24 protein-coding genes are annotated in these 24,020 nt (G+C 61.4%); 11 read left to right on the forward strand and 13 right to left on the reverse strand.

Features of this window, described 5'->3' with window-relative positions:
• Positions 1 to 287 precede the first annotated feature (287 nt).
• Positions 288 to 851: a hypothetical protein gene (locus tag AEP_RS05285; protein WP_087494421.1), complete on the forward strand. Its 564-nt coding sequence runs from the start codon at positions 288 to 290 to the stop codon at positions 849 to 851.
• 631 nt (positions 852 to 1,482) lie between these two features.
• Positions 1,483 to 2,523, forward strand: a complete 1,041-nt coding sequence (locus AEP_RS05290) for a zinc-dependent alcohol dehydrogenase family protein (protein ID WP_087494422.1) — start codon at positions 1,483 to 1,485, stop codon at positions 2,521 to 2,523.
• A 21-nt stretch (positions 2,524 to 2,544) separates the two neighbouring features.
• Here the strand turns inward: AEP_RS05290 and AEP_RS05295 are convergent, their stop codons facing one another.
• The 3 genes from AEP_RS05295 to AEP_RS05305 form a co-directional block, all read right to left on the reverse strand.
• On the reverse strand, positions 2,545 to 3,840 hold the full coding sequence (locus tag AEP_RS05295; RefSeq protein WP_087494423.1) for an acetyl-CoA hydrolase/transferase family protein: 1,296 nt from the start codon (positions 3,838 to 3,840) through the stop codon (positions 2,545 to 2,547).
• A gap of 158 nt (positions 3,841 to 3,998) precedes the next feature.
• Positions 3,999 to 5,396: a hypothetical protein gene (locus tag AEP_RS05300; RefSeq protein WP_087494424.1), complete on the reverse strand. Its 1,398-nt coding sequence runs from the start codon at positions 5,394 to 5,396 to the stop codon at positions 3,999 to 4,001.
• 137 nt (positions 5,397 to 5,533) lie between these two features.
• Positions 5,534 to 6,343, reverse strand: a complete 810-nt coding sequence (locus AEP_RS05305; RefSeq protein ID WP_087494425.1) for a phytanoyl-CoA dioxygenase family protein — start codon at positions 6,341 to 6,343, stop codon at positions 5,534 to 5,536.
• A 102-nt stretch (positions 6,344 to 6,445) separates the two neighbouring features.
• Here AEP_RS05305 and AEP_RS20615 point away from each other — a divergent pair, with 102 nt between their 5' ends.
• On the forward strand, positions 6,446 to 6,616 hold the full coding sequence (locus AEP_RS20615) for a hypothetical protein (RefSeq protein ID WP_157673054.1): 171 nt from the start codon (positions 6,446 to 6,448) through the stop codon (positions 6,614 to 6,616).
• A gap of 9 nt (positions 6,617 to 6,625) precedes the next feature.
• On the opposite strand, the gene AEP_RS05310 is transcribed toward AEP_RS20615, so the two are convergent.
• The 4 genes from AEP_RS05310 to AEP_RS05325 all read right to left on the reverse strand — a co-directional run bounded on the left by AEP_RS05310 (position 6,626) and on the right by AEP_RS05325 (position 9,531).
• Complete coding sequence (locus AEP_RS05310; RefSeq protein ID WP_087494426.1) at positions 6,626 to 6,964, reverse strand: HNH endonuclease; 339 nt, start codon at positions 6,962 to 6,964, stop codon at positions 6,626 to 6,628.
• Complete coding sequence (locus AEP_RS05315; RefSeq protein ID WP_232459934.1) at positions 6,964 to 7,197, reverse strand: BLUF domain-containing protein; 234 nt, start codon at positions 7,195 to 7,197, stop codon at positions 6,964 to 6,966. Before AEP_RS05315 ends, AEP_RS05310 begins: the two co-directional genes overlap by 1 nt.
• A gap of 105 nt (positions 7,198 to 7,302) precedes the next feature.
• A complete protein-coding gene (locus tag AEP_RS05320; RefSeq protein WP_087494427.1) occupies positions 7,303 to 7,716 on the reverse strand; it encodes a hypothetical protein in 414 nt (137 codons plus the stop codon).
• Between the two features lie 156 nt (positions 7,717 to 7,872).
• Entirely contained in the window at positions 7,873 to 9,531 is a 1,659-nt protein-coding gene (locus AEP_RS05325) for a hypothetical protein (RefSeq protein ID WP_087494428.1), read from the reverse strand.
• Between the two features lie 271 nt (positions 9,532 to 9,802).
• On the opposite strand from AEP_RS05325, the gene AEP_RS05330 reads away from it, so the two are divergent.
• Positions 9,803 to 10,828, forward strand: coding sequence for a metal-dependent hydrolase (locus tag AEP_RS05330; RefSeq protein WP_087494429.1), 1,026 nt, complete (start codon positions 9,803 to 9,805; stop codon positions 10,826 to 10,828).
• A 136-nt stretch (positions 10,829 to 10,964) separates the two neighbouring features.
• On the opposite strand, the gene hutH is transcribed toward AEP_RS05330, so the two are convergent.
• Positions 10,965 to 12,512 (reverse strand): histidine ammonia-lyase, encoded by a 1,548-nt coding sequence (hutH, locus tag AEP_RS05335; RefSeq protein ID WP_087494430.1) that lies wholly within the window; start codon positions 12,510 to 12,512, stop codon positions 10,965 to 10,967.
• Between the two features lie 110 nt (positions 12,513 to 12,622).
• Positions 12,623 to 14,308, reverse strand: a complete 1,686-nt coding sequence (hutU, locus tag AEP_RS05340; protein WP_087494431.1) for a urocanate hydratase — start codon at positions 14,306 to 14,308, stop codon at positions 12,623 to 12,625.
• Between the two features lie 79 nt (positions 14,309 to 14,387).
• On the opposite strand from hutU, the gene hutC reads away from it, so the two are divergent.
• From hutC to AEP_RS05365, 5 genes are read left to right on the forward strand one after another with little or no spacing between them, the layout of a single operon-like run.
• Entirely contained in the window at positions 14,388 to 15,116 is a 729-nt protein-coding gene (gene hutC / locus AEP_RS05345) for a histidine utilization repressor (RefSeq protein ID WP_087494432.1), read from the forward strand.
• Positions 15,113 to 15,709 (forward strand): HutD/Ves family protein, encoded by a 597-nt coding sequence (locus AEP_RS05350; protein WP_087494433.1) that lies wholly within the window; start codon positions 15,113 to 15,115, stop codon positions 15,707 to 15,709. Before hutC ends, AEP_RS05350 begins: the two co-directional genes overlap by 4 nt.
• The gene (hutI, locus tag AEP_RS05355) at positions 15,706 to 16,935 is read left to right on the forward strand and encodes an imidazolonepropionase (RefSeq protein ID WP_087494434.1); all 1,230 of its coding nucleotides are present in this window, start codon (positions 15,706 to 15,708) and stop codon (positions 16,933 to 16,935) included. The genes AEP_RS05350 and hutI overlap by 4 nt, the downstream gene beginning before the upstream one ends.
• Complete coding sequence (gene hutG, locus AEP_RS05360; RefSeq protein ID WP_232459935.1) at positions 16,932 to 17,741, forward strand: N-formylglutamate deformylase; 810 nt, start codon at positions 16,932 to 16,934, stop codon at positions 17,739 to 17,741. Before hutI ends, hutG begins: the two co-directional genes overlap by 4 nt.
• Entirely contained in the window at positions 17,738 to 19,117 is a 1,380-nt protein-coding gene (locus AEP_RS05365; protein ID WP_087494435.1) for a formimidoylglutamate deiminase, read from the forward strand. The genes hutG and AEP_RS05365 overlap by 4 nt, the downstream gene beginning before the upstream one ends.
• A 4-nt stretch (positions 19,118 to 19,121) precedes the next feature.
• Here AEP_RS05365 and AEP_RS20620 read toward each other — a convergent pair whose 3' ends face one another.
• Positions 19,122 to 19,262, reverse strand: a complete 141-nt coding sequence (locus AEP_RS20620) for a hypothetical protein (RefSeq protein ID WP_157673055.1) — start codon at positions 19,260 to 19,262, stop codon at positions 19,122 to 19,124.
• A 39-nt stretch (positions 19,263 to 19,301) separates the two neighbouring features.
• Positions 19,302 to 20,501 carry an FAD-dependent monooxygenase gene (locus AEP_RS05370; protein ID WP_087497195.1) on the reverse strand — a complete coding sequence of 400 codons (1,200 nt, stop codon included), beginning with the start codon at positions 20,499 to 20,501 and terminating at the stop codon, positions 19,302 to 19,304.
• 112 nt (positions 20,502 to 20,613) lie between these two features.
• Between AEP_RS05370 and AEP_RS05375 the strand changes: the two genes are divergently transcribed.
• Entirely contained in the window at positions 20,614 to 22,068 is a 1,455-nt protein-coding gene (locus tag AEP_RS05375; protein WP_087494436.1) for a sensor domain-containing diguanylate cyclase, read from the forward strand.
• On the opposite strand, the gene cadR is transcribed toward AEP_RS05375, so the two are convergent.
• Positions 22,065 to 22,523 (reverse strand): Cd(II)/Pb(II)-responsive transcriptional regulator, encoded by a 459-nt coding sequence (cadR, locus tag AEP_RS05380; protein ID WP_087494437.1) that lies wholly within the window; start codon positions 22,521 to 22,523, stop codon positions 22,065 to 22,067. The genes AEP_RS05375 and cadR overlap by 4 nt on opposite strands.
• An 89-nt stretch (positions 22,524 to 22,612) precedes the next feature.
• Here cadR and AEP_RS05385 point away from each other — a divergent pair, with 89 nt between their 5' ends.
• Positions 22,613 to 23,284: a cation transporter gene (locus AEP_RS05385; RefSeq protein ID WP_198301900.1), complete on the forward strand. Its 672-nt coding sequence runs from the start codon at positions 22,613 to 22,615 to the stop codon at positions 23,282 to 23,284.
• Between the two features lie 46 nt (positions 23,285 to 23,330).
• On the opposite strand, the gene AEP_RS05390 is transcribed toward AEP_RS05385, so the two are convergent.
• Complete coding sequence (locus AEP_RS05390) at positions 23,331 to 23,975, reverse strand: NAD(P)-dependent oxidoreductase (protein ID WP_087494439.1); 645 nt, start codon at positions 23,973 to 23,975, stop codon at positions 23,331 to 23,333.
• Positions 23,976 to 24,020 lie beyond the last annotated feature (45 nt).

The raw sequence follows: 24,020 nt of genomic DNA on the forward strand, positions 1-24,020 counted from the left end.
GGTACTCAAACCCAAACATGCTAAATCGGGCGTGGGCCACTTGCAGACTAGTGACCAATGATTGTTTGTGTGGCCCGTCCGTCCTTCCTCAGAAATCAAAGTAGGTCATACAAGGATGAGGGAAGAAATAGCGGCAATTTACACGTCAAAATTGCAGCGCAACAGGATTCAATCTATGACAGCTCTATGCAAAGTGACCGAAGGCAATCTTTAGGCTCAACCTCTACCAATTTCCGAACGCATCAAAACTGGATCTGCTCGCGCAGCAAAACTTCTTTTCTCGTTCAATGTTTTCCAAGATTTTGTCAGGCAAGTACTCTCAAGAAAGACTCCAGCTCTTAACGGTTGCTGTTAGCTGCGTAGTGCTCATCACGCTGAACGCTACTGTGTATTTTTTTGTACCCCTTAGCCAAGAAATAACGCTTCAACCCTTAACGGGTGCTGGTACTGAAATCACTCCCACAGTAAAGATGCTTTACCTTGGAGCACTAGGGACATTCATGACAGTTGCACTTTCCCTGGTTCGAAATCCGGCGAGGTGGATTATTTGTTTTTTTCTTTTTATTGCAATTGTTCTATTGGGACGTTTCACGCTTTCGAAGCTAAACATCGTTCTCGATGAGTCGATACCGAAATTAGTCCAAGGGAAGCTGAAAGAAATTTCAAAAGAAACAAGACGCGGTAAAACTCTCTGGGCCATTATCAAAGATGAAAATGATCAGCCGATTCTGATCACAACGAGGTTCGACGTTTCCCGCAAGCTTGTGCAGGTTGATGGGACAAGCGTGACCCTCTTCATGTGTGAGGGATACTTTAAAAAGCCCTACATCTGCACTGAAACACCCAAGTAGTTGATTTGACTTGATTGCAGAGCAAAAGAGTGATTCCTATCAATCTGCGGCGCCGCTTCTGAGCGTCTACTTCTAAGGCATTGCTTCTGCTTAAGGCCACAACTTTTTTTGTGTGTAGCAAGTCCGCAGCCAAGTCGAAATTCAGAGATGTCAGAAGTCCGCTTTGAGTCGAAAGTGAACGCTTTCAACAACACAGAGATGTTTCACTGCATAGATTCAACGTCGAGCCCGGCACTCGCCACCGAGTCCAGATGTTTGGGCCTCCGACCGAACACTTCGCCACCAACCAAAGCATCCCCCATATATCTCCCGAACACTCCTTGGCATCACCAAGCAATGGAGCCCCCATAACCATCACTTGCTTCATCCGCTATGAGATTGTCCCGTTCCAGAAAGATCTGTTCTCGGGCTACGCCAACACCTCTTCCCGCATCACTCAAGGCTAGAGCTGACATTTGCTAAGCCCTTCTGAGTCTCTCAAGGGCAACAACTACGAAAGCACATAGATGGTCTGATGCCATCAATCAACGCGTTATGAATGAAATTGACCTCTAGCGCACACCGAATGTGCGCTAGCAGCTATTCATTTGATAGCATGTGATTTATCCGCAAGCCCCCACAAGGACCCCACATGCAAGCCGTTGTCTACGAAGCCTTTTCCGCCCCACCCCGCCTGCAAACCGTGCCGGACCCGACGCCGGAGGCGCATGGCGTGGTCGTGAAGGTGCAGGCTACCGGCGTGTGCCGCAGCGATTGGCATGGTTGGGTGGGGCATGACACCGACATCGTGCTGCCCCACGTCCCCGGCCACGAGCTGGCGGGCACGGTGGAAGCCGTGGGCAAAGACGTAACCTGCTGGAAGGTGGGCGACCGCGTCACCGTGCCCTTTGTGGGCGGCTGCGGCAGCTGCCCGGAGTGCCACTCGGGCAACCAGCAGGTGTGCGAAAAGCAGTTCCAGCCCGGGTTCACGCACTGGGGTTCGTTCGCGCAGTATGTGTCCATCCACAAGGCAGACCTGAACCTTGTGGCTCTGCCCGAGACCTTGGACTTTGCCACCGCCGCCAGCCTGGGCTGCCGCTTTGTGACCTCATTCCGCGCGGTGGTCGATCAGGGCAAGACCTCTGCGGGCCAATGGGTGGCGGTGCACGGCTGTGGCGGCGTGGGCCTGTCAGCCATCATGATTGCCCACGCGGTGGGCGCCAATGTGGTGGCCATCGACATCTCGGAAGACAAGCTCGCCATGGCGCGTGCCATGGGTGCGGTGGCCACGGTCAATGCCACCCAGGTGGCCAACGTGGTCGAGGCGGTGATGGAGATCACGCAAGGCGGCGCGCATGTGTCGCTGGATGCGCTGGGCCACCCCACCACCTGCTTCAACTCCATCAGCAACCTGCGCCGACGGGGCAAACACATTCAGGTGGGGTTGATGCTGGCCGAGAACAGCACGCCGGCCATTCCCATGGCCAAGGTCATCGCCCATGAGCTGGAGATTTTGGGCAGCCACGGCATGCAGGCCCACCGCTACGGCGCCATGCTGGACATGGTGCGCACCGGCAAGCTGGCCCCTGAAAAGCTAGTAGGCAAAAAGATCAACCTTCAGCAGTCGATCGACGCGCTGATGAACATGGACAAGTTTGAAGTAGCGGGCGTGACCGTGATCACCGAGTTCTGACACTCTCTGCCAGTCGACGACTCACAAAATCTTCAGTTGCTTGGCCTGTGCGGTCAGCTCATCGCGGAACTTGGGGTGTGCAATGGCGATGAGCTCTTGCGTGCGCTGCTTCATGGACTTGCCGCGCAGCTGGGCCACGCCGTATTCGGTGACCACGTAGTTGATGTCGTTCTTGCTGGTGGTGACGTGGGTGCACGGCGACAGCGAAGGCACGATGCGGGAGATGGTGTCGTCCTTGGCGGTAGACGGCAGCACGATGAAGGCCTTGCCTCCCTTGGACCGGTTGGCCGCGCGCACAAAGTCCGACTGGCCGCCGGTGCCGGAATACGGCGCATGGCCCAGGCTCTCGGAGCCGCACTGGCCCAAAAAATCGATCTGCAAGGTGGCGTTGATGGCTACCAGGTTGTCGTTCAGGCCTGCAATGGCCGGATCGTTGGTGAACTCTACCGGGTGCATCTCCAGCCCCGGGTTGCGGTGCATAAAGCGGTATAGCTTGGCCGAACCCAGGCCGAAGGTGGCCACCATTTTTCCGGGCATGAAGTTCTTGCGCCGGTTGGTCACGGCACCCGCCTCTACCAGGGTCATGATGCCGTCGCCAATCATCTCCGTGTGGATGCCCAGGTCCTTTTTGCCGGTGAGCTGCATGACCACCGCGTCCGGGATGCCGCCATAGCCGATCTGCAATGTGGAACCGTCGTCAATCAAATCGGCCACGTACTTGCCAATGGCCTGCTGCACCGGCCCGATCTTCGGCAGGCCCACCTCCATGACCGGCGCATCGCTCTCCACCAGCGCCGCCACTTGCGAGATGTGCACATGGCAGTTGCCAAAGGCAAATGGCACGTTGGGGTTGACCTCCAGCACCACGGCGCGGGCTTTTTTGACGGCCGCCATGGTGTAGTCCGCGCCCAGGCTCAGCGCGAAGAAGCCATGTTCGTCCATGGGCGACGCCATGGCAAACACCACGTCTGCCGCCATCTGCCCGCGCTCGATTTGCGCCGGAATTTCCGAGAAATAGTTGGGGATGAAGTCAATCCATCCCTCTTGCCCGCCGGCCCGTGTGGCCCCGCCAAAAAAGAAGGCAACGTGGCGCACGTGTTCGGTGGTGGCGGGGTCGATGTAGCCGTACTTGCGCATGGCCAGAATCTGGCAAACCTTCACATCGCGAAAGCTGCGCCGCTGCTCTGACAGCGCGGTGAGCAAACTGGGTGGTTCGCCCACACCGGTGGGGACGATGATGGTGTCGCCATCACGCACCTGCCGGATGGCTTGGTCGGCGGATGTGCGTTTGTGTTCGTAAGACTGCTGGTGCGTCATGGGGGGCCTGCGTGTGGGGTGGAGATGATGAACCGCCTGATTCTTCGCCCTCTAACTGACGCAGTGCTTGCCCCGGGACTGACGCAGATCAATCGCATACCGAAAATACTGCCAACGCTCTTCCGGCATGCGCGAGAAGCTACGTTTTTAATAGCAATTTAGAAGGGAACGTCCTTCTTGCCTTCGCCCTTGGCATTTACATTGATGGACTGCACGGCCGTCAGGCCTATATCGGAAAATACCGCATCGAATATTTGCGGTACCCATGCACCTTGCGCTTTGAACTCGGTGGCGTAGCGGATGATGATGGGGTTGCTGGCATCTACCCAATACTTCACCGACATAGCTCCCTGGTTAGGGTACTGGTATGCGACTTGGGCTACGCCTTTGGTGGCTACCAAACGGGCGATCTCGGCATTCCAGTCCGACACCACTTCGTCACTGACACCCACCGGTGCTACGGTGCCCGAAAAAGCCTCTGCCGCAAAAATGGGAAAGTTGGCTGAACTGCTTTGCAGGCACAGCCCCATGGATTTTTTGACAATGAAGATCCTGGATGAGCCCGCTGTTTTAAATGTGGTGTGGACCACAGATTGCATAGGCACATTCGGCAAACTGAAGTTCGCGCCGAATTGCGGAATGCACGCAAGCAGACTGGACTTGAGATTGTCTCCATCGGCACTGCGCAGTTCAAAAGTCTTCCTTATGCGAATGTCCGCTACCGGTATGACATCGGTAAACGTGGACTGAATGCGGTTGTCTATTGCAACGGGGCGCCCTGTCGCCACCGACCCGGCAAAGGGTGCTGGCAAATTGATGCTGCTTGCACTACCGTCTGTAGCCGCCAACAAGCTGAGTCCGGTAGCGTGAATCCAAGGCTGCAAATGGGCAGCGTAAACCGGGTCACTCAAATTCCCTTCCTGCCTGACAAAGAAAACAACATCAAAGGCAAACCCACGGAAGCGGCTGGCACTGATATTGACCAAGACCACGTTGTCTGGCAGCGTGTGCGCATCCGGCGCCACTGGGGACAGTGCCGCCTTGATCCATAGGTTGCTGCTAGCTGCCGCATCGGTCACCGTTTTTTTGAAATTGGATAAACCTGCGCTGCTTGCACACACATACGCGCTGGATGAAGCTACCTCAGCCGCAGAGCGCTCTGAAAAGTTGTCTACCCACTGGTTTTTACTCGTGCTCGGGTTGCAGGGCTTTCTGCCAGTATCCAGGTTGCTCAAACGGCCCGTGATAGACACAAACATCAACGGCAGCAGGCTGCCGGGCTCGCTGTTCTTGAAGGTCAGGTCATGTTTTGCAACGGAGCCCGTGGGTTCGCGTGTCCGCATATTGACCACGGCAATTTCTTTCACACTGTGCCCCACCAGGGTCCATTGCCCCGGTGGTATCGGAAAGGGCTTGGAGAATAAACCCAGGCCCACGCCCCCTTGGACAGAGGCACCAATCGCCAAATTTTCATAGTGCGTGGGATTGGCCGGCTGGGCATGCGCAGCCCCTCCCAAACACAGCGCCAAAGCCACCCAGTGCGGTACGAATTTCATATACAAACACTCCCTTATTGGCCGCATCGCGGGAAAGACCGGGGAACTCTACACGATGAAATATTGCACCGTGGCCTTTCCAATACCCAATATAAAAATATGCCACTAGCGCAGATGGGATTTTCGCCAGCAGCTCCTCATTTGATAGCAACCAAGGGAAACAGCGCATCGTCCATCACCGCGCCATCCGGCAAACGGTCTGCCAGCCCGGCAAACGGGGGCGAGGTGCGCCAGCTGCGCACAGCGTGGCGGGCATCGTCGCCCAGATAGCGGGCTGAGAACACGCGGCGCCGCGTGCCCGGCCCTACCCCGCTGCTGGCGTGTAGGGCCAGCATGTGGAATGCAACGGCATCGCCGGGCTGCAAGGCCCAGGCGAGTTGCTCAAACTTTTCAGGGTGTGCATCGATGGCAGGCAGCTCGGCCAGCGTGCCTACAGGAAACCACTTGGCCTGCTGGTCGCGGAAGGTGCGCGGCATGTACCAGGTGCCCGCGTGCGAGCCAGCCACAAAGCGCAGCGTGCTCTCCAGAGGCACAGGGTCCACGGGTATCCAGAAGCTCACGTTCTGCCGGCCGGCCACGTTGTAGTAGGGCTGGTCCTGGTGCCAGGGGGTGGGTTGGCGGGTGCCCGGCTCTTTGACCAGAAGGTGGTCGTGGTAGATGCGCACCGTGTCGCTTTGCATCAGCTGCGCGGCGACCAAGGGCAAGGCGCTGTGCTGCATGACGGCCGTGTAGTCCGGGTTGTGTTGCCAGGTGCAAAAGTCTTCAACAAAGCGGCCCGGGTCGTCCGGCTGGCTGGCCACCAAAGCCAGCGGGCTCAGGTGCGCCAGGTTGTGCTCGATGCCACGCTCCAGCTGCGCCACTTCAGCGGGCGTGAGCACACCGCGAAGCACCACAGCGCCGTAGCGTGCGTAATGGTGAACGGTGTCGGGCGGCAGGGTGTAGCGCATGGGATGCAGAGGCGAATGATGAATGGAAAGCAGTTTATCTGCCACCCATCATCAACGTAACGCAGCTACCGTCAGTTAGACTGGGCCAAAGGAAACATCACTATGGCCGGCGTATTTGGCAAAGACCCCAACATGAAGCGAAAAGGTAGCCGGGAGGAGCTGGACCGCATCATGGCTGAGCGAGCCCGCAACAAGGAAGCTGCGGCAGCCAGGTTCAAGCTCAAGAAGCCGGCCGCCGCAAGCACCCCGAAGGCAGAGACCCCCAAGGCATAAACCGCCCCCTCACTTGCTACGGATGCGCTGGCTTTTTCGCGTGCGCTCCATGAAGTCGTCGGGCCTGGTTTTGACCCAGGCCACAAAAGACGCCATGTCAGGGTGGGCCAGCAAAGCCTCCACCGAGTTGAACTGTCTGGCCAACTCGGTTTCCGTGAATAGCGCGTGAATCTGGCGGTGACATATCCGGTGCAGGTATTCGGTGTGCCTGCCGCCTTTGGACTTCGGAATCAAATGGTGGGCGTCGCGCTGAGCCGCAGGAATCTTGCGTTCACACAGCGGGCACCTGAAATCCGCAGGCACTTCCTGAACCCGCTCTTGCTGAAGCAGGCGCCTGATACGACCCATTACAGAACGGCGGGGTCTTTGTTCCGGGAGTCTTTCAGGATGCGGTGGTACAGCGCATTCACTGCCGTCCGGTCCCCCTCCAGCTGCTGCAAGAAGATGCCATTGGACAAGCAAAGCGCACCTGTAATGCCCGCAGCCTGGTTGTTACGCGCGGAACTCTGCAAGATGTCTTTGACATCGCCCGGGCCGAGGATGCCGGCAGAGCGGCTTGCGTAGGTGAGCTGGATGAGCATGAATGGGGGTGTCCTTGATTGATTTCATGATAGCCAGACACCCGACTTTTTGCCTGCGTCCCCCAAGTAACCTCTGAAGCCACTTCCAACGGTCTCTGAAAGCCCTTACACCTTGACGCTTGTGCGCAGCAATGCGGTCCGCAACTCGCGGGTGGCTGGAATTGAAACATCCACGCCCTGCACCGCGAGGTCGAATGGTGAGCCAGGCTTGATGCCGGCAGGGAGCAGTTTTTTGACGGGAGTCACATTGGGGTGCTTGCCATCGGCTGGGCACATGCGCACACCAAATCCGAATTCCTCAAGCACCCCTTTGGCATACAGCTCTGCCAATTGCTGAAACGACACAAAGGTGGAACGCTTCACGTCTTTTCCGTTCGGCTCACGGACGCTGCGAACGATCTCGAACTTTCCCAGCGAGTCCCGCTGGGTATTCGTAAAGGGATGCACCACCAAGGTCACACGAAGGCCTCCTTTGGGGGGCGCCAGCGTGTGCTCGACGGCGATATCAGTTAGCAACATGTCGTTTTCCTTGTGAATCCATGGGCCGCATTCTGCCGCCTGTATTGACCCGCTACCGCCCTCCTCAAGCAAATGCGGCATCAAAACGGCCTCCAGCGCACGTGGAATAAGCGGGAGCAGCTTCTATTTTGATAGCAAATCGTCTGTCCTAGCCACTCAGTCGCGGTCCCGATCGCGCGCCCAGATGGCAGCAAAGGCTTTCAGCTTGGTCCACGGGCTTACGCGCTCTTCGGACAGCACATCCAGAAAATCAGACAAGCGCTTGGACTTGGCCATGGTGTACACGGTGAGCGCAATCGTCACCACAAACACCACCCCGAACACCAGCACCTTGCGGGACATGGGGGCGTCTGCCTCGGCCAACAGGTTCATGCCCAAGAAGCCGGTGGTGATGGTGCCAATCAAACCCAGTATGGTGACCACTGTGAGGCGCACCACGGTATTGGCTTGGCGGCGCAGGCTGTCAGCCTCCAGATAGTTATTCATGTCGGCGATGCGCTCTTTGACTTCCGAGTACAGCGGGTCCAGCCCCAGGTGATGCGCGCACTTGGCAAACAGTGCGCGGGTCTGGGCCTGCTCCGAAATTTCATGAAACCAATAGCGATGGGTAAAGCGCAAGAAGCTGGCAAAGGTGCTGCGGATACTTCGCTTGAAGGTCCGCACGCTGCCAGGGTCGCTGATGTTGAGGTTGCGCAGGGTTTCGGCCAGCCGGTCTGAAAACATCAAAAGCGCTGCCTTCTGAAAGTGCGCAATCAAAAACAGCAAAAAATGCTGGTGCCTGAACTGGGCCAACACACCCCGGTCCCGGCACGAGAAGAACTGGCTGTTGGCATCCCCCACCACCACCAGCGAATGGCCGGTGCAGAGATAGCGGGTGTGGGGTGCAGCACCACCGGTTGTCCAGAAGCGGTCGTAGCAATAGCGCTCTTCAAAGTCCTGCAGGTGGTCATTGGCAAACGGCAGTGCAGCTTCGCCATCGGCACTGCCTGCACCGGTGACCAAACCCAGGCGCACAAAGTCGCTGCGGCTCAGGGTCTGCGGCTCGTCCACCGCCAGGTAGCCCAACAGGGGCATGCGGTAGTACTCGATCTGCCGGTAGCGCAGTGCGCCTAGCTGGTCTGAATGGTCGCTCACCAAGGGCTGCAGCAGCCAATCCCAATGGGCAGCAATGCGGGGTGCGCGGTGGCGGGCCACATGCGACATGAACAGATCGGGCTGCCCCGCGTCAGACTGCGCCAGCACCTGGCCTTGAGCACCCAGCCACTCGGCCTGGTGCAGGCAGTGCTGCGCCTGCCCCTGCGCATCCCAACCCGAGGGGTAGCCGCGGCCGAAGCGGTATAGCAACTCTTGCGAATGCGTGAGTGGCAGGTTGTCGCCCGCCACCTCCACATTGAGCAGCACCAGGTCCAGATCCAAAAAGAAATACAGGTCCACGTGCACCACACTAAGAGTGATGGCCGCCATGCCGGGCCGCAGCACCACCCGCACCGCGCCGACGTCGTGCCTGCGGAACACCCGCATGGGCGAACCATGCGCCTGCCCACCACCTTTGGCATGACCTTCGCCATACAGAAAGCGCTGCACATAGGGCAAGAAGGTCACGAACTCGTTGTAGTGCCGCTCATGAAAGTTGCAGGCGTCGCCGGTGTATTCGTCCACCACTTCGCGCCAGGGCGTTGCGTCGCCCATGGCGGCCAGAATCTCCCAGGGCTTGGAATGCCGGGCCTCAGCCCCCCGCACCGGCATCAGCCGCAGAGGCCATAGCAAGATTTGACCGAAATGGCGAACGCAGTGGGGAGCTTCAGGCGTGTGCATGCAAATCAGTATCGCACCGGGCTTTGCCGTTTCACAAGAGGGCAAGCAGGTGGTGGGGCCAACTGTTCCCTGATGGCGCCTTTGTTGACGGACTGTCTCACCGCCCCCCTCCGTAGGCGAGGCGCTTTATGGCCCAGCAGCTGGACTCAGCGCAGGAACACACTACCCCGGGCGATGCAAAGCCCTTCCAAAATTCCGGTTCAAAGCACGTGGAGGCACACACACCGCTCTGCGTGGCCACAATGCGTCCTGCTACCTTGACGGACTCACCATGGATTCACTTTCACAACTGGTATTGGGCAGTGCAATTGGCGTTGCGGTGATGGGCAGACGCACGGCTGTCTGGAAGGCAGCGCTATGGGGTGGGGTGGCCGGCACTTTGCCGGATCTGGACGCACTGGTCGATTTCGGCGATCCGGTGAGCAATATGGTGCAACACCGAGCCCAGACACACGGGCTCTTTTACCTGACACTGTTTGCACCATTTATGGCTTGGTGCGTGAGCCGCTTGCACCAGCAGCCCGCACTCTTCAAGCGCTGGTGGCTGGCCTTGTGGTTGGCCCTGTTTACCCACCCGGTTCTGGACTACTTCACGATCTACGGCACGCAGCTGATGCAGCCTTTCTCCAGCCATCCGTTTGGGCTGGGCAGTATGTTTATCGTCGATCCGCTGTACACCTTGCCCCTGCTGCTGGGCCTTGTGGTGGCCTTGATCGCGAAGCCTCCTACGGGTTTGCGCTGGAATGCAGTGGCCTTGGCGTTTTCTTGCCTGTACCTGGGCTGGAGCGTGACCGCTCAGCAGATGGTGAAGAGTGTGGTGCGAGATGACCTAGCGGCGCGTGGCATCCCGTATTCTCAATTTCTGGTGACCCCCGCCCCGCTGAACACAGTGCTATGGCGCGTGGTGGTAATGCGCACCAACGGATATGAAGAGGGCTTCTACTCGCTACTTGACGGCGAGCGTCGCATTCAATGGGATTCCTTCCCGCAAGACGACGCTCTACGCCATGAGCTGAAAGACAACCCGCATGTGGAGCGACTGGCTGCCTTCACCCACGGATTTTTCAAAATACAAATGCAAGGAGACCGCGCAGTATTCACCGACTTGCGTATGGGCCAAGAACCAAGCTATGTATTCAGTTTTGAAGTGGCACAGCGAACAGCTGCAGCAGAGAACACCAGTAGCCGCTTGGAAACTGTGCAGCCTGTGGCGGCAGGCGACCGGGGAGACCCGTCTCGTCTGCTCGTTTGGCTATGGCCGCGCATGTTGGGGCAGCCCCTGCCACCGCCACGCTGATTGGGCATCAGCCAAGCTACGCCCGACTGGGTGAATCAAACACGGCATACCCATCCGATGCTGGGGTCAATGCCTGAACCGGTAAGACCTTTGCAATGTCAGCCCTGCCTGAGCTTCCAAGACAGAGTTGTTAAGGCTATGCGGGTGTCCACAATGCCGGCAGCCCCGCCAGAGGCGCCAACGGGCGCGACACCGCACCGCTTTTCACCAGTTCTGTGGCATGCGCAATGTCCGGCGCCAGATAGCGGTCCACATGGTGGGCAGGCACGTCTTTGCGCAGCAGCGCATGGACCTCTTCCAACACGGCCGAACTCTTGAGTGGGCGTAAGAACTCGATGCCCTGTGCAGCCGCCAACAACTCGATGCCGAGGATGTGTGCGGTGTTGTGGATCATGGCTTGCAAACGTCGCGCGGCAAATGTGGCCATCGATACATGGTCTTCCTGGTTGGCGCTGGTGGGCAGGCTGTCCACACTGGCGGGGTGGGCCAGCGATTTATTCTCGGACGCCAGAGCGGCAGCGGTGACGTGCGCGATCATGAAGCCGCTGTTCAGACCTGCATCGGCCGTCAGGAAAGGCGGCAGACGTGACACGCTGCTGTCGATCAGCATAGCGATGCGGCGCTCGGCAATCGCGCCCACTTCGGCAATGGCCAGGGCCATGCCGTCCGCCGCCAAGGCCACGGGTTCGGCGTGGAAGTTGCCACCGGAAATCATGGCGCCGTCTTCGGGGAAGACGAGCGGGTTGTCGGTGACCGCATTCGCTTCTATCAGCAGCACGCGGGCAGCGTGGCGCAGCTGGTCCACGCAGGCGCCCACGACCTGCGGCTGACAGCGCAGGCAATAAGGGTCTTGCACGCGGTCATCCCCCTCGGCGTGACTGGCGCGGATGGCGCTGCCCTTGAGAAGCTCGCGGTAGTACTGGGCTACGTCGATCTGGCCGGGCTGGCCACGCACCGCATGGATGCGCGGGTCAAACGGGCCGTCGCTGCCACGGGCCGCGTCCAGCGTGAGTGCGCCAATGACCAGCGCGGCCTCCAGCACCGGCTCGAAGGCCAGCAAGCCGTGCAAGGCCAGCGCGGTGGAGGTTTGGGTGCCGTTGATCAGGGCCAGGCCTTCTTTGGCTTCCAGCGTCAACGGCGCAATTCCAGCGGCTTGCAGGGCTTGCAGTGCCGGTACGCGCACGCCGTCGACCAGCATGTCGCCCTCGCCCATCAATGCCAGCGTCATGTGCGACAACGGCGCCAAATCGCCCGAGGCGCCGACCGAACCTTGCGAGGGCACGCAGGGCACCAGGCCCGCGTTGTGCACCGCCAGAATGGTGTCCACCACCACATCGCGGCAGCCCGAATAGCCGCGCGCCAGGCTGGCAGCCTTGGTAGCCATCATCAGCCGCATGATGGGTGCTGCCAACGGCTCGCCCACGCCCACGCTGTGGCTGCGGATCAGGTTGCGCTGCAAGGTGTCGAGCTGGTCTTTGTCGATGCGCTTGTTAGCCAGCTTGCCGAAGCCGGTGTTCACACCATAAACAGGCGCATCCCCATCGGCTGCCGCCTTGACCAGCGCATGGGCGGCGCGGATGTTGACGCGGGCGGATTCGGGCAGGCTCAGCTGGCACACGCCGGCGTGAATGAGGCCGAGTTCATCCAGCGTGATCTTGCCGGGGTTGAGAATCAATGAAGTCATAAATATTTCCGGAGGGAGGGGTTCAACCAGGGACACCGCAGAACCGGCTCCGCCGGGCTGCAGGTGTCGTCCCCTGGAGGGGAAGCGCCAAAGGCGCACAGGGGTGCTTCTTAACCTTTCAACATGGGCAGGTTCATACCTTGCTCGCGTGCGCATTGCTTTGCAATCTCATACCCGGCATCCGCATGGCGCATCACGCCGGTGCCGGGGTCGTTCCAGAGCACGCGCTCCAGGCGCTTGGCGGCAGCGTCTGTGCCGTCGGCCACGATGACCACGCCACTGTGCTGGCTGTAGCCCATGCCCACGCCACCGCCATGGTGCAGGCTGACCCAGGTGGCGCCGCCTGCGGTGTTGAGCAGTGCGTTCAACAAAGGCCAATCGCTCACGGCGTCAGAGCCGTCTTGCATGCTTTCGGTCTCGCGGTTGGGTGATGCGACCGAGCCGCTGTCCAGATGGTCACGGCCAATGACGATAGGAGCTTTGAGCTCACCGTTCTTCACCATCTCGTTAAAGGCCAGACCTGCGCGGTGGCGCTCGCCCAGGCCGATCCAGCAGATGCGTGCCGGCAGGCCCTGGAAGGCAATTCGCTCGCCCGCCATGTCCAGCCAACGGTGCAGGTGCGCGTCTTCGGGGAATAACTCTTTCATCTTCGCGTCCGTCTTGCGGATGTCTTCCGGGTCGCCACTCAAGGCCACCCAGCGGAATGGACCCTTGCCACGGCAGAACAGGGGACGCACATAGGCGGGCACAAAGCCGGGGAAGTCAAATGCGTTCTTCACGCCCTGGTCCAGCGCCACCTGGCGAATGTTGTTGCCGTAGTCCACGGTGGGAATACCCATGGTCTGGAAGTCCAGCATGGCCTGCACATGCACCGCGCAGCCTTGCGCGGCAGCCAAGCGCAGCGCAGCGTGCTGGGTGTCGTCCGCCTGCGCTGCGCGCCACTGCTCTACTGACCAGCCGGGCGGCAGGTAGCCGTGCACCAGGTCGTGTGCGGAGGTCTGGTCGGTCACCATATCGGGGCGCGGTCCACCGGCGCGGGCGCGGCGCACCATCTCGGGCAGCAGCTCGGCGGCATTGCCCAGCAAGGCCACCGACACCGCCTTGCCTTCAGCCGCATAACGGGCCATGCGCTGCAGCGCGTCGTCCAGATCCGTGGCTTGCTCGTCCACATAGCGGGTCTTGAGGCGGAAGTCGATGCGGCTTTGCTGGCACTCGATATTCAGAGACGAGGCTCCGGCAAAGCTGGCCGCCAGCGGCTGCGCGCCCCCCATGCCGCCGAGGCCGGCCGTCAAAATCCATTTGCCTTGCAAGCTGCCACCAAAGTGCTGCTTGCCGGCTTCCACAAACGTCTCGTAAGTGCCTTGCACAATGCCCTGGCTGCCGATGTAGATCCAGCTGCCGGCCGTCATTTGGCCATACATCATCAGGCCCTTTTTATCCAGCTCGTGAAAGTGCTCCCAGGTCGCCCACTTGGGCACCAGATTGGAGTTGGCAATCAGCACGCGCGGCGCATCCGCATGGCTGCGGAACACACCCACCGGCTTGCCACTTTGCACCAGCAGGGTTTCGTCTTCATTCAGGTTGCGCAGGCTCACCAGGATGGCGTCAAAGCAATCCCAGTTACGCGCTGCCTTGCCGATACCGCCATACACCACCAGCGCGTCCGGGTCTTCTGCCACCTCAGGGTCCAGGTTGTTTTGCAGCATGCGGTAGGCGGCTTCGGTGAGCCAGTTCTTGCAATGCAGGGTGGTGCCGTGGGGTGCGCGCACATGCCGGGCTTGGGAGGGAGCAGACATCTTCAAACTCGCTTTCAACAAAAATGCAATGTCGCGGAGTCTACTTGTCTAGACATGCCTATGCAACTACAATTTACGGATGGTTTCCACCACCCCCACCCCCTCAGGCGCTGCAGCGCCCTATACCCACGTCAAAAACTTTTTGATGGAAGGCCTGTCGCAGGGCCGCTGGACGCCGGGCAGCCAGATGCCCTCTGAGTCCGAGCTGGTGCAACAGTTCAAGGTCAGCCGCATGACGGTAGGCCGCGCTATCCGCGAGTTGCAGGCCGAAGGCTTTGTGACCCGGGTACAGGGCGTGGGCACGTTTGCGGCGCATCTGGCGCGGGTGTCGTCCACCCTGACCATCAAAGACTTGCACGAAGAAATTGCAGCCCGTGGCCACCAGCACCAGGCACGGGTCATACTGTCGCGCGAGGAGCTGGCGGTGGACGGCTTGGCCCAGCAACTGGGCCTGCCGCTGGGGGCGCCGGTGTTTCACACCCTGATCGTGCACTCCGAGAACGGGGTGCCGCTGCAGTGCGAAGACCGCTACGTGAACCCCGCCTGCGCGCCCGACTATCTGGGCGTGGACTTCAGCCAGACCACACCCACCCACTACCTGCTGGAAGTCGCCCCCTTGTGGGAGGCGCAGTACTCCATCGAGGCCGGTCCGCCCAGCCCGCAAGAGGCCGAGCTGCTGGGCATCACCCCGCAGGACCCCTGCCTCATCATCGTGCGCCGCACCATGAACCGCGATGTGCCCATCACCCTGGCGCGCCTGGTGCACCCTGGCACGCGCTACCAGATTCAAGGACAGTTCAAGCCATGACACTGCGCCTCATCCACGCGCAGGAATGCGCCCCCCAGCCCTGGCGCAACGGCGGGGGCCAAACCCGCGAGTTGCTGGTGTGGCCCCCCATGGGCGAGTGGCAGCTGCGCATCAGGCGGGCTGACATTGCGGCGGACGGCCCCTTCTCTGCTTTCCCCGGTGTGCAACGCTGGTTTGCCGTATTGCAAGGCGCGGGGGTGGAATTGGCGTTGCCCATGCCGCAGACATTGCGTGCCGGCGATGCGCCGCTGGAATTTGACGGTGCCGCTGCGCCCCACTGCCGCCTGCTGGACGGCCCCACCCAAGACCTGAACCTGATGGCGCGGCAAGGCCGAGGCTTCATGCAGATAGTCATTGCGGGGCAACCCTGGCACAGCCCGCTGGCCATGCGCGGCCTGTACAGCACCGGCGCCGGCACCTGGAGCGACGGCGCACGCCAAGTGCAAATTAGCGCCCACACCCTGCTGTGGGACGAGTCACCCAACACCGCCCCGTGGACGTTTACGCCAGACGCCAGCACAGAGCCCATTAAGGGCGCACCGGCGTACTGGCTGGGCTTCACCCCGGACACAACTGAGGGAGCCACACCATGAGCCTTACCCACACCGCCACCACGCTTTGGCACCACGCCCGCATCGCCAGCTTGCATGGCAGCGAACCCTGGGGGTGGCTGGAAGACGGCGCCATGCTGACCCGTGGAGAACACATCATCTGGTGTGGCCCGCGCACTGAGCTGCCTGCCGAGCACAAGCAAAGCATCACGCAAGAGGTAGATTTGGATGGTGCCTTAGTCACTCCCGGCCTGGTGGACTGCCACACCCACTTGGTGTACGGCGGCGACCGCGCAGCCGAGTTCGAGATGCGCCTGCAAGGCGCCAGCTACGAGCAGATTGCGCAGGCCGGCGGCGGCATACGCTCCAGCGTGGCCGCCACCCGTGCCGCCAGCGAAGCCACCTTGCTGGCAAACGCCACCCGCCGCGCGCGCAGCCTGATGGCCGAGGGGGTGACCACCATCGAGATCAAGTCGGGCTACGGCCTGAGCCTGGAAGACGAAGCCCGCTGCCTGCGCGTGGCGCGCACTCTGGGCGAGAGCCTGCCCTTGAACGTGCGCACCACCTACCTGGGCGCCCACGCCGTGCCGCCCGAATTTGCCGGGCGTAACGACGACTATGTGGACGCCGTGTGCGCCTGGATGCCCGAGCTGCATTCCCGAGGGTTGGTCGATGCCGTGGACGCATTCTGCGAAACCATAGGCTTCCCTCCCGCCCAAACGCGGCGCGTTTTTGAAGCGGCCCGGGCCTTGGGCCTACCCGTCAAGCTGCATGCCGAGCAGCTCAGCGACCAGGGCGGCGCGGCACTGGCGGCAGAGTTCGGCGCCCTCTCGTGCGACCATCTGGAGCACCTTAGCGAGGCTGGCATACGCGCCATGCAAGCCGCCGGCACGGTGGCGGTGCTGCTGCCCGGCGCTTATTACTTTTTGCGCGAGACCAAGCTGCCGCCGATGGATGCCCTGCGCGCCCACGGCGTGCCCATGGCCATTGCCACCGACCACAACCCCGGCACCTCGCCTGGCTTGTCGATGCTGCTCATGCTCAACATGGCCTGCACCTTGTTCCGCCTGACGCCCGAAGAAGCCCTGCGTGGCGCCACGGTACACGGCGCACGCGCCTTGGGCCTGCACGACCGGGGAACCTTGGCAGCCGGCCAGCGGGCCGACTTCTGTGTGTGGAACCTGGACCACCCCCGCGAACTGGCCTACTGGTTCGGCCACAACCCTTGCCGCCGCATCATCGTGGGCGGACTGGAGCGCACACCGTGACATCCCCCATCACCCACCCGACCTTCACGCTCACGCGCGGTAGCAGCCCGCTGCTGGTGAGCTTTCCGCATGTGGGCACCGACATCCCAGACGTCATCCGCAGCCGCTTGATACCCCGCGCGCATGCCGCAGAAGACACCGACTGGCACCTCGAGGCCCTCTACGCCTTTGTGCGCGACATGGGCGCCGGCACCCTCGTCCCGCGCCATGCACGTTATGTGGTGGACCTGAACCGCCCGCCCGAAAGCGCGCCCATGTACCCCGGCGTGAACAACACCGAGCTGTGCCCCAGCCGCTTCTTCAGCGGCGAGCCGCTGTACCTGCCGGGCCAGGAGCCCACCGAATCTGAAGTCGCCCAGCGCGTGACGGACTATTGGCGGCCGTACCACGACGCGCTGGACGGCGAATTACAGCGCCTGCGCACGCTGCACGGCCACGCCGTGCTGTTTGATGCGCACAGCATCTGCTCGGTGCTGCCCTGGCTGTTTGAAGGCCGCCTGCCGGACCTGAACCTTGGCACCGTAAACGGCAGCAGTGCCTCACCAGCTCTGCGCGAGCAGCTATCAAAAGTATTGCAAAGCCAATCTGAATTTACCCATGTGGTGGACGGCCGCTTCAAAGGCGGCTACATCACCCGGAACTACGGACGCCCAGCGGAGCAGGTGCACGCCATCCAGCTGGAAATGTGCTGGCGCTGCTACATGGCCGAGGAACCGCCCTACACCTTGGCACCAGACCGCGCAGCCCGCGTGCTGCCCGTGCTGCACGCGCTGGTGCGCACCCTGACCGACTGGAGGCCCGCATGAGCGAGCACGTTTTTTGGGCCCCGCAAGCCTGGGTGAATGGCCGCTGGGAGCGCGATGTGTGTCTGGAAGTTGACGCACGCGGGCACTGGGCGGCCATCACGCCGGGCGTCACCCCAGCCCCAACCCACGCCACCGTGCTTCCGGGGCCGGTGCTACCGGGATTGGTGAATGCGCACAGCCACGCTTTCCAGCGTGCCTTTGCCGGCCTGGCGGAGCGGCGCGAGACGGAGGCCGACGACTTCTGGTCCTGGCGCGACCGCATGTATGGCGCGGCCCTGCGCATCACCCCCGCTCAGATGCGGGCCGTTGCAGCCCAGCTGTACGTGGAACTGCTGCAAGGCGGCTACACGCAGGTGTGTGAGTTCCACTACCTGCACCACCAGGAAGACGGCCAACCCTACGCCGATGAGGCCACCATGGTCTGGGCCCTGGCCGACGCGGCACAGGACGCAGGCATGGGCCTCACGCTGCTGCCCGTGCTTTATGAGCGTGCCGGCTTTCAGCAGTCGAATCTGCGGCCCGACCAGCGGCGTTTTGCGGGCACTCCGGACTTCATCGCCCGCTTGCAGGCTACGGTACAGGCCAGCGGCCGCCCGCTACTGAATGCAGGCGTGGCCATCCACTCACTGCGGGCTGCGTCAGCGGCATCCATTGACGCCTTGCTGGCCCACGTGGGTGATGCCCACATGCCCATCCATATTCACGTGGCTGAGCAAATGCAGGAGGTGCGCGACTGCCTGGCCGCCACCGGGCAGCGCCCCATCGCTCACCTGGCGCAACGTTGGTCCATGGACTCCCGCTGGCAACTGGTGCATGCCACCCACACCGAGGCCGCTGAGATAGAGGCCGTCGCCCGCAGCGGTGCCGGCATCGTGATTTGCCCCAGCACCGAAGGCAACCTGGGCGACGGCTTTGCAGACCTGCCCGGCTGGCTGGCCGCAGGCGTGCCCATGGCTCTGGGCTCCGACAGCCATGTGGGCCGGCAATGGAACGAAGAAATCCGTTGGCTGGAATACGGCCAGCGCCTGCGACTGCAACAGCGCAACGTAGCGGCAGCGCAGGGGCATCAGCCTGCCACCGCTGCGCGCTTGTTGGAAGCTGCGGTACACGCAGGTGCAGCAGCCAGCGGTCATGCAAATTGGGGCCTGCAGGTAGGCGCGCGTGCTGACGCTCTGGTGCTGGATGTGCAGGCCCCCGGCCTCTTGGGCGTGCCAGGCTCGCACTTGCTGGACGCTTTGGTATTTGCTACGCACCCACCGGCCATCAGGGATGTCTATGTGGCAGGCCAGCACGTGATCCGCCAGGGTCAGCACCCTGCGCAAAGCGCCGTGGCGCAACACTTTGAAGCCGCGATGCGGGAGTTGTGGGGGACTTGAGCGCTTAGCCCAGAAACCGCAGCATGCCGTAAAGCGACAAGGCACCGCACACCACGAGCATGCCTGTTTTGACAGCGCGGTTGCTGGTGAGTGTGCCCGCAACGCTGCACACCAGGATGGCGATAAAGATAAAGCTGGTTTTCATGGCTGCGATGCTAACGGAGTGCAGCTGCGGTTTCGGCCTTCAGGCTGCGTTGTAGCCATACAGCCAAGGCAAATCCAACAGCTTGTCGCCCAGCAACTTCATCGATACATCGCGTGCTACACGCATGGGTCCCTGAAGGTGAAAAATCTCGCCATTGCGGATGGCACGGGCTTGCACCCGTGCATTGCGCTGCCAACGCGCCGCAGCGTAATGGTTGAATCCTGCGGGCACATCGCCCGCGTGGGCTCGCAGTGACAAGCTGAGTTGCTGCGCATCTTCAATGGCCATGCCTGCGCCCTGGGCCAGGTAGGGGCGCATGGGGTGCGCTGCATCCCCCAGGAGGGCGAGCCGGCCCAGCGCCATTTCTTGCGCGCTGCGCATCGGCGGACGGTCACTCAGGGCCCAGAGGCGCCAATCGTCAATCGCATGCACCAGGTCCAGCAAGGGGCCACCGGCATTTGCCAGCCGAACACGCAGCTCGCCGGCGTTGGCACTGTGGTCCCACACCGATGGGTCGCCCACTACCGAACCGTGCACGATGACGACCACGTTCAGCCATTCGCCACGGCGCACCGGGTATTGCACGGCATGGAAGTGCGGCCCCATCCACGCAGTGACTACCTGCGAGCGAACACCAGCGGGTAAATCACTCTGCGGCACCATGGCCCGGAATGCCAGATGGCCGGTGACGCGCGGCGCACCGTCATCCACCAGCTGGCGACGCAGTGCACTCCACACGCCATCGGCACCAAGCACGCCGCTCGCATCCAGCTCGCGGCCGTCATGGGTGAGCACCTGCACCTGCTCGCCCACGGGGGCCACACTGGCAATCCGGGTGTTGAGGTCGATGTCGATACCTCCAAGGGACTCCACGGCCTCGCGCAAAAGAGCGTGCAAATCCTGCCTTGCAATGGTGGCGTAGGGTGCGCCATAGACGGCCAGGGCCCTTTCGCCCAAGGGCAAGGTACCCAGCAATTGGCCGCTGAGGGCACTGCGCACTTCCAGCCTGTCCGGAAAAGCGGCGACGTCTGCCACCGCCTGCTGCAGACCCCAGCCGTGGAGGATGCGGGTCACATTGGGGCCGAGCTGCACACCGGCGCCTACTTCACCGAATGCGGGAGCCTGCTCGACGAGCCGCAGGCCTTGGCCTTGTGGGCCGAAAGCCCCGTGCCGGCCGCACGCCAACGCCGCTGCCAAGCCGCCTATGCCCCCACCCACGATGACCATGTTGTCTTCCATGGGCATGGATTCTGCCGTGTTGCCCCCGCGAAAACACTGAGGCAGCGCAAATCACGTGCAGGCGGCTTGCAGCGCTATAGTGGGGTTGTCGTTGAACTCATCCATAAAAACCATGGCCAGCCACACCGATTTTGAGTTGCTCTTCGACTCAGCCCCTATATCTCTCTGGCTGGAAGACTACAGCCTGCTCAAAAACCTGTTCGACCAGTGGCGCTCTGAGGGAGTCACTGAGCTGGAAACCCATCTGTTTGCGGACCCGCGTCGTGTGCAAGCCTGTGCAGACTGCTACCGGGTGCTGCGCGTCAATCGCCAGACCTTGTCAGTATTTGCGGCCCAAAGCCAGGATGAATTGATCAACCGCTTGGGCGAGGTGCTGCGCGGGGACACCTACACCCGCATGTTGCCCGAGTTGCTGGCGTTCTGGCAGGGGCAATTGCAGTATTCCGGCGTGACTGTGAACTACGCGCTGGACGGTCGGCGCATGGATGTCCGAATCAGCATCCGCATCCTGGAAGGGCACGAGGACACTTGGAGCCGTGCCATGGTGGCGATTGAAGACATCACCGAGCACACCCTGGCCCAAGGCTTGCTGGAAAGCAGCGAACGCCATGCGCGCAACCTGTTTGAGTTTTCACCGGTGTCGCTCTGGGTGGAGGATTTCAGTGGTGTCAAGACACTGATGGACGAGGTGCGGGTCTCCGGCATCAGCGATTTCAAGACCTTTTTGAGCGTGCATCAGGAGTTTGTGCACCGCTGTATGGAGCGCATCCGGGTGCTGGATGTCAACCAGCACACCCTGCAGATGTTTTCTGCCGGCTCCCGACATGACTTGCTGAGCCAACTGGAGCGGGTGTTCCGGGACGAGATGCAGCACTCGTTTGCAGAGCAGTTGCTGGACCTGTGGAACGGCAAAACCGTGCAAACCCGCGAGGTGATCAACTACTCGCTCAACGGAGAGCTGATCAACATCCACATGCAGTTCTCGGTGTTGCCGGGTTATGAACACGACTGGAGCCTGGTGCTGGTCTCGCTGGTGGACATTACCGCCCGCAAAAAGGCTGAGGCCTACCTGGAGTACTTGGGCAAGCACGATGCACTCACCCAGTTACGCAATCGGGCTTTCTTTGTCGAGGAACTCAACCGCATTTCGCGCAAAGGCCCCTGGCCACTCAGCGTGATGGCCATGGACCTCAATGGCCTCAAGCATGTGAACGACAACCACGGCCACGCCGCCGGCGACGCCATGCTGCGCCGCACGGGCGAAGTACTTTCCAAGGCCACGGCAGGCCAGGCACTCTGTGTGGCACGCACCGGGGGAGATGAGTTTGTGATCCTCATGGCAGGCCATGACGAGCGCGCAGCCCAGGCCCTGAAAGAGCGCATTGACTCCATGCTGGAGATGAACAACCAGTTCTACCCCGGCCAGAAGATCAGCCTGTCCATTGGCGTGGCAAGTTGCCAGTCTGCGGCTGAAGTGGAAGAAACGGCCCAGTTGGCCGACCAGCGCATGTATGCCGCCAAGCGGCGCTTCTACGAAGAAGCCAAGCTGGAGCGACGCAGCAACTAGGCGCTGCGCCCCTGCCCTTTGCGGTGGGTGCCTTGCAGATGCCCGTGCCCTGCCGGGTTGGGCGCTTGCGTGGAGAGGCCTTCCAGAATGCCGCAATGCTCGGCATCGAGTGCGCCCTGGCACTGTGCACGCAAGCCCTTGAGCTGTTTTTCCAAGGCCCGCAGCTCGCGAATACGCTGTGCCACATGGCCGATGTGGGCGTCCAGCAAGGCATTCACATCCGCGCAGTTGTCGCCCGGCGCATCCTGAAACGCCAGCAGTGCGCGGATCTCGTCCAGGCTCATGTCCAGGCTGCGGCAGTGGCGTACAAACTGCAGGCGCCGGGTGTGGGCGTCCGAGTAGTGGCGGTAGTTGGCATCGGTGCGGGCGGCGACAGGCAGCAAGCCCTCGCGCTCGTAGTAGCGTATGGTTTCCACCGGGGTGGAAGTGGCCTTGGCCAGATCGCCGATTTTCATGATGTGCCCCGCAATAACCTTGCTGCAGTGTAGCGCTTGACCCTGAAGTGGCTACAGGGTTTCCAATGTCGACATTGAAAGGAAACACCATGTCTCACGCTTGCGAACACCACACCCCTGCTGCCCACAGCATTCTTGACTTACCTCGCTACCGCAGGGTGCTTTGGGTGGCCCTTTGGATCAACGCGGCCATGTTCGGCGTGGAACTGTTCAGCGGCTGGCATTCGGGCTCGCTGTCCCTTTTGGCGGACTCGATTGACTTTGCGGGCGACGCGCTGAACTACGGCGTATCACTCGCAGTGCTGTCTGCCGCCCTGGCTTGGCGGGCCCGCGCGGCCGTGGTCAAGGCGCTGTGCATGATGAGCTTTGGCGCCTTGATATGGGGCCGCGCAATCTGGAGCCTGTACACCGGCACCGTGCCCGATGCCACCACCATGGGGGTAGTCGGCCTGCTGGCACTAGTGGCCAACGTAGCGGTGGCATGGATGCTCTATGCCTTCCGCGAGGGCGACGCCAACATGCGCAGCGTGTGGTTGTGCTCGCGCAACGACGCCATCGGCAATGTGCTGGTCATGCTGGCGGCAGCAGGGGTACTCGGTACCGGCAGCGGCTGGCCGGATTTGCTGGTGGCCGCCGGCATGGCTGCGCTTGCCCTGCAAGGCGGCTGGCAGGTGATGCGCCAGGCCCGGCAGGAACTTGCCGGTCAACCGGCAGCTGCCGCATCGAGCTGTGGCGACAACCACCACGGTCACTCTCACTGAACACCACGGGCGGCTATTCGCAGCGTTTTGCCGCCCCTGCGTTGCCTTAGTTGGCGACGGTAAAGCGCTTCTGGATGTGCTTAGGCGTTTCCAGCTCGTCCACGATAGCCACCGCCAGGTCATCCACCGAAATGCTGCCGGGCGCTCCGCCCTCCGCCCACAGGGGCTCATCGGCACCCACGCGGTATTGGCCAGTGCGCACGCCGGGGTTCAGCAAGATGGGGGGCGACACAAAAGACCAATCGAGCGCAGATTCTTGTTGAATCAGGTTCAAGGCATCGCGGGCGGCAGAGGCTGCCACTTTGATCTCGGCGGGGAACTCAGGGGTATCCACCAGCTGCACGCCGGGCGCCACAAACAGGCTACCCGCGCCGCCCACCATCAAGAAGCGCTTCACGCCGGACTGCTTGACGCCGTCAAAAATAGCGCGGGTGGCTTGCAAAAAGATCTCGCCGATGCGCGGCTCCGTCCAGCCGGGGTTGTACGCGCTGACCACTGCGTCATGACCGGCAGCAGCCTGAGCGACTTGGGCAGCATCCAATGCGTCAGCCGCGACCACGGTCAAACCGGCTTGGGCAGCCAGCTTGCCGGGATTACGGGCCAACACAGTCACTTGGTGGCCACGACTCAATAACTCCGCCAACAAAGGGGTGCCTACAAAACCAGTGGCTCCAATCAATGCAATCTTCATAAAAACTCCTGTTTCAAGGTGGTTAAGCAATGGCGTTAGTTTGAT

Origin of the sequence: Curvibacter sp. AEP1-3 (genome assembly GCF_002163715.1) — a bacterium.
Taxonomy (GTDB): domain Bacteria; phylum Pseudomonadota; class Gammaproteobacteria; order Burkholderiales; family Burkholderiaceae_C; genus Allorhodoferax.

Excerpts from the sequence above, each read along its gene's own strand:
- AEP_RS05285 (WP_087494421.1), top strand. The coding sequence starts at position 288 with ATGTTTTCCAAGATTTTGTCAGGCAAGTACTCTCAAGAAAGACTCCAG.
- AEP_RS05290 (WP_087494422.1), top strand. The coding sequence starts at position 1,483 with ATGCAAGCCGTTGTCTACGAAGCCTTTTCCGCCCCACCCCGCCTGCAA.
- AEP_RS05295 (WP_087494423.1), bottom strand. The coding sequence starts at position 3,840 with ATGACGCACCAGCAGTCTTACGAACACAAACGCACATCCGCCGACCAA.
- AEP_RS05300 (WP_087494424.1), bottom strand. The coding sequence starts at position 5,396 with ATGAAATTCGTACCGCACTGGGTGGCTTTGGCGCTGTGTTTGGGAGGG.
- AEP_RS05305 (WP_087494425.1), bottom strand. The coding sequence starts at position 6,343 with ATGCGCTACACCCTGCCGCCCGACACCGTTCACCATTACGCACGCTAC.
- AEP_RS20615 (WP_157673054.1), top strand. The coding sequence starts at position 6,446 with ATGGCCGGCGTATTTGGCAAAGACCCCAACATGAAGCGAAAAGGTAGC.
- AEP_RS05310 (WP_087494426.1), bottom strand. The coding sequence starts at position 6,964 with ATGGGTCGTATCAGGCGCCTGCTTCAGCAAGAGCGGGTTCAGGAAGTG.
- AEP_RS05315 (WP_232459934.1), bottom strand. The coding sequence starts at position 7,197 with ATGCTCATCCAGCTCACCTACGCAAGCCGCTCTGCCGGCATCCTCGGC.
- AEP_RS05320 (WP_087494427.1), bottom strand. The coding sequence starts at position 7,716 with ATGTTGCTAACTGATATCGCCGTCGAGCACACGCTGGCGCCCCCCAAA.
- AEP_RS05325 (WP_087494428.1), bottom strand. The coding sequence starts at position 9,531 with ATGCACACGCCTGAAGCTCCCCACTGCGTTCGCCATTTCGGTCAAATC.
- AEP_RS05330 (WP_087494429.1), top strand. The coding sequence starts at position 9,803 with ATGGATTCACTTTCACAACTGGTATTGGGCAGTGCAATTGGCGTTGCG.
- hutH (WP_087494430.1), bottom strand. The coding sequence starts at position 12,512 with ATGACTTCATTGATTCTCAACCCCGGCAAGATCACGCTGGATGAACTC.
- hutU (WP_087494431.1), bottom strand. The coding sequence starts at position 14,308 with ATGTCTGCTCCCTCCCAAGCCCGGCATGTGCGCGCACCCCACGGCACC.
- hutC (WP_087494432.1), top strand. The coding sequence starts at position 14,388 with ATGGTTTCCACCACCCCCACCCCCTCAGGCGCTGCAGCGCCCTATACC.
- AEP_RS05350 (WP_087494433.1), top strand. The coding sequence starts at position 15,113 with ATGACACTGCGCCTCATCCACGCGCAGGAATGCGCCCCCCAGCCCTGG.
- hutI (WP_087494434.1), top strand. The coding sequence starts at position 15,706 with ATGAGCCTTACCCACACCGCCACCACGCTTTGGCACCACGCCCGCATC.
- AEP_RS05365 (WP_087494435.1), top strand. The coding sequence starts at position 17,738 with ATGAGCGAGCACGTTTTTTGGGCCCCGCAAGCCTGGGTGAATGGCCGC.
- AEP_RS20620 (WP_157673055.1), bottom strand. The coding sequence starts at position 19,262 with ATGAAAACCAGCTTTATCTTTATCGCCATCCTGGTGTGCAGCGTTGCG.
- AEP_RS05370 (WP_087497195.1), bottom strand. The coding sequence starts at position 20,501 with ATGGAAGACAACATGGTCATCGTGGGTGGGGGCATAGGCGGCTTGGCA.
- AEP_RS05375 (WP_087494436.1), top strand. The coding sequence starts at position 20,614 with ATGGCCAGCCACACCGATTTTGAGTTGCTCTTCGACTCAGCCCCTATA.
- cadR (WP_087494437.1), bottom strand. The coding sequence starts at position 22,523 with ATGAAAATCGGCGATCTGGCCAAGGCCACTTCCACCCCGGTGGAAACC.
- AEP_RS05385 (WP_198301900.1), top strand. The coding sequence starts at position 22,613 with ATGTCTCACGCTTGCGAACACCACACCCCTGCTGCCCACAGCATTCTT.
- AEP_RS05390 (WP_087494439.1), bottom strand. The coding sequence starts at position 23,975 with ATGAAGATTGCATTGATTGGAGCCACTGGTTTTGTAGGCACCCCTTTG.